The sequence below is a fragment of the Methanoregula sp. genome, assembly GCF_049518935.1.
GTDB lineage: Archaea > Halobacteriota > Methanomicrobia > Methanomicrobiales > Methanospirillaceae > Methanoregula.
The window spans coordinates 1-3,803 of record NZ_JBEKRH010000042.1; the positions used below are offsets into that span (position 1 = coordinate 1).

Genomic DNA, 3,803 nt, shown 5'->3' on the forward strand with positions numbered 1-3,803 from the left:
AAGAACAGTTAAATTAAAAAGGACACCCGGATTAACTTTACATATCAGGAGTTCAACGAATGTTCTGTCCTAAATGTGGAAAAGAGACTGATGCCTCCGGAAAATTCTGCCAGTGGTGCGGGGCAGATATCGAATCCATCCAGCAACGACCCGTAGCCACTCCGGAAGAGGACGAGGGGCCCGAAGTCGGGGTTTATGCAGGTCTGGGCAGGCGGCTTATTGCATTCATCGTCGATTTTATCCTAGTCTTAATCGCCGGGGGGATCGCAATTGCCTTCTTCTCCCTCTCGAACGGTCTGAAATATGCCTACTTCATGACGGTCAGTGGTGTCAGTTACCATGATCTGACCGAAGCGGGAACCCTTGATGCTGCGCTCGGCCCGATCGTTGCCGCATTCGGCATGTTCTTTGTCATCGTTCCATGGCTGTACTTTGCCGGGTTCGAATCCTCCCGCAGCCAGGCAACACCCGGCAAGGTGCTCATGAGCCTTGTTGTCACGGATCTCGAGGGCAACAAGCCATCCTTTGCCCGGACAACGCTCCGTTTCTTCGGGAAATATATCTCAGCCCTGATTATATTCATCGGGTTCATCATGATCGGGTTTACGAAAAAGCACCAGGGACTCCACGACAGGATCGCGGGATGTCTTGTGCTCCTCCAGGACTGAACAACACAAATTTTTATTTTCCTTTTTTGTTTTCCCTCACGGCAATCCTGCGCTGATACAGACACCGTTTGAGCAGCGGTTATTCTGTATGTTCTTCCCGATGCAATTCCTTATCTGAAGTGCAGACCCGGCGCCTGAAAAATGATCATCGATATCGCATCTTCAGGAATAGCAGTATGAGGATCAGGACAAACGTGATCACATTGGCTGCGATGATAGGAAGTGAACCGGTCCAGATACCGTACAGGGTCCAGAGGAGAATACCGATACCGAAGAGAACGAGCATGGCAAGCGAGAGGTCCCGTGTCTCCCGCATCTTCCAGGCCTTGATAACCTGCGGGACAAATGAAACCGTAGTGAGCGTCCCGGCAATATAGCCAACAAGTACGATAGTATCCATGAATGTCTCCTATTTTATTATCGTCCGGTATTTTTAAACAAAGGGGAATTTCAGGTTCTTTAAAAGAGCCGGATCCACCCGTGGTCTCATCCTGCCATTGGTTCAGGTGAAAACTGGTCTGCGACCACGAGCCAGTGCTGACCCTCTTTTATCAGGAAGAACATATCCCGGCCCCTCATGGTCTGCACCTGCCCATCCATTGAAAACGTGATGGAGAACAGGCAGGTGGCAACCGCGGATCGTTCCCCGTTGTAGAGCTGGACCCGGTAATCCGTCTCTTTCCATTCATGGATCTTCGCTGTTTCTGTAAACCCCCGCCACCCGGCCACGTAGGCATCCCGGCCTTCAAGGCGCCCGGGCGTTGTCGGTACTATGGCCACGGCATCGGGGTGGATGAAATCCCTGAATGCCGGTTCATCCCATGTTTTTGTCCAGCACCTGTTCATGGACCGGAGAGTCTCTTCGATCTGGCGTATCTGTGCAGCAGTATCCATTTTTATCTCCACTTGAGAGAACGGGCGGGACTGGTAAAAAGGGAGGGGACGCACAGGGCGAAAGTGAGCGGCCTGCCTTTAGGGCCGGGGGAATGTGCCAAGCATGAGCTGCCGCGCTTCCTCCAGCCATGCCTTGCGCTGCTCTGCAGTGCTGGTCACAACAACACCAAACATGCGCCGGTGACATACGGGTACACCGCAGAAGGAGACGATGCAGTCCTTCCAGATACGTTCGAGAGGGTCGCCAAATACCTCCTGCTCCCGTACAGCAGGTGTGTTGGAGGTGTTGAAGACAATTACTGCCTTTGCCTTCAGGAGCCCGATCGGGATGCCTTCACCGGAGTCTGTCTCCGCAAAACGGTACGCAACACCGGGCCGGAGCACCCGGTCAATCCAGCCTTTCAGGATCGCTGGTGGCATCCCCCACCAGTTTGGGTGGACAATAACGATGCCATCAGCTGAGGAGATCTCGGAACAGTGGGCAGCAATACCCGGCGGAAGGGGGGCATCACGGGAAATCTCGCCCGCAGGGAGCAGGGAATCGAACTGCTCCGCATACAGATCATGGACAATAACGCTGTGACCGGCTTCCCGGAGGGTAACAACGGCCGTGTCGGTTATCGCGTGGTTGAAACTTCCGGGACGCGGGTGGGCGAGGATGACTGATATGTTCATGTCCGTCTCCGCTGTACTCATTTTCGTGCGGTTGCCTTGAAGAAGGTATAGCAGAAAACGCCGTCCGGTTCAGCGGTTCGGTGGAGTGCCCGGATCCCACGTTCCCATGCATCCCTCTCCATCAGGCCCTGTTCAAGTACGTCCTTCCTGACTCCTTCGACCATTGCTGTGAAGGTCAGTTTCGTGAACCCTTCCACCAGAGCAGACCGGGATGCATCGACATAGACCATCCGCGGCGAGACCTGCACATCCGCATATCCTGCTCCGGTGACGAGAGGATAGAGCTGCCGGCCGATCAGTGCATTGCCGCCCATCTTTTGCTGGAGATCCACAAGGCACTGCACCGCACGGTGAGCATCTTTGTTCTCAGGGTGAAAGAACGTGGAACCATGATCCCCCTCGATCACGGTCAGCGTGCCGTCGTCTTTCAGGAGCGGACGGAGCTGTTCAAGTGCCCGCCGGGGTTCTGCCAGATGTTCCAGCACGAAGCAGACAAAGATGTGATCGAAGCTGCCCTTTTCAAACGGGAGCCGGAATATATCCCCCTGCCGGAATGTCACATTCCTGATCCCATCCTTCCGGATCATCTCTTCCGCCCGCTTCAGGGATTCCGCTGAAATATCGACCGAGGTTATCAGGGCATCCGGGCTGTTTCGTGCCAGTATGAGGGTCTGGGCGCCGATCCCGCACCCGGCTTCGAGCACCCGGGACCCAGGGGGATACCGGGTATCATCGTGGAGGAGGGTTGTGAGCGTCTGGGCCTGGTCCGACAGTCGTTCTGATTCGCGTTCTGAATATCCGTGAACATAGCTGTTGTCTGCCATACGTTCTGGTCACCGTATACATGCATAACCGGTGTCTTGCGGGAGCCGGCGATTATGTACATTTATGTTGGTTATTGCACAAAAATGTACTGCACATTCCTATGGTCACGGTCGCGCAATAAGCACCAGAAGAGATCATCGGATAAACGATCCCGGGTGGGGATTCTCAAGAGTTGATCGCGCAGACAGGAAAGACACACGATACTGGTTACCCGGACCAGGAAAACAGGCTGAATGAGAAAAGGCCAGAACCGTGCTTATTCAGGGGAAGCGAAAGGAGGTTTCGACGTTAAAACATTTCTATCATGAGTAACGGATGGGAAAAAAGATCAGAACGTGGATCACTGCACTTCCGTCACTGCTTCCTGAATTTTGCCACGATCCATTTCCTCTTCATCCAGAAGACGATGGCGATGATGATGACGACCCCGCCGGCAATGAGGGGATAGAATGAGCTCAGGCCACCGCCCCGTGCAGCGCCGGTTGCCGAGCTGCCGGACCGCGAACCCGTTCCACCGGAAGCGGCAAGGGAGCGCAGGTCAAGGGTCTTTGTTGTCGTTAACGTGTTCCCATCAGCATCCTTCCACTGGAGGATAACCGGGACTGCAGAAAGATCGCTTGCCGTGAAGGTAAGGGTGAAACTCGAGAAATCATCGGATGCAAGGGCTCCCACAGCATAGCTCGAATACGGCTCAACGGGGTTAGCAGGTGCGCCGACACTCAGGACCATGCCACTCGCATC

Annotated in this window: 5 protein-coding genes and 1 pseudogene; 1 reads left to right on the forward strand and 5 read right to left on the reverse strand. The window is 54.4% G+C overall.

Annotated features, from left to right (window positions below; all coding sequences use genetic code 11):
• Positions 1–59: 59 nt before the first annotated feature.
• Positions 60–668 (forward strand): RDD family protein, encoded by a 609-nt coding sequence (locus ABSE13_RS12990; RefSeq protein ID WP_424028941.1) that lies wholly within the window; start codon positions 60–62, stop codon positions 666–668.
• A 145-nt stretch (positions 669–813) separates the two neighbouring features.
• Here the strand turns inward: ABSE13_RS12990 and ABSE13_RS12995 are convergent, their stop codons facing one another.
• The 5 genes and pseudogenes from ABSE13_RS12995 to ABSE13_RS13015 all read right to left on the reverse strand — a co-directional run.
• A complete protein-coding gene (locus ABSE13_RS12995; protein ID WP_424028942.1) occupies positions 814–1,068 on the reverse strand; it encodes a SemiSWEET family sugar transporter in 255 nt (84 codons plus the stop codon).
• 86 nt (positions 1,069–1,154) lie between these two features.
• Entirely contained in the window at positions 1,155–1,562 is a 408-nt protein-coding gene (locus tag ABSE13_RS13000; protein WP_424028943.1) for a YybH family protein, read from the reverse strand.
• Positions 1,563–1,640: 78 nt separating this feature from the next.
• Positions 1,641–2,237 carry an NAD(P)H-dependent oxidoreductase gene (locus ABSE13_RS13005; protein ID WP_424028944.1) on the reverse strand — a complete coding sequence of 199 codons (597 nt, stop codon included), beginning with the start codon at positions 2,235–2,237 and terminating at the stop codon, positions 1,641–1,643.
• A 17-nt stretch (positions 2,238–2,254) separates the two neighbouring features.
• On the reverse strand, positions 2,255–3,061 hold the full coding sequence (locus ABSE13_RS13010) for a methyltransferase domain-containing protein (protein WP_424028945.1): 807 nt from the start codon (positions 3,059–3,061) through the stop codon (positions 2,255–2,257).
• A gap of 355 nt (positions 3,062–3,416) precedes the next feature.
• Positions 3,417–3,803 (reverse strand): annotated as a pseudogene (locus ABSE13_RS13015) (hypothetical protein); the annotation flags it as partial.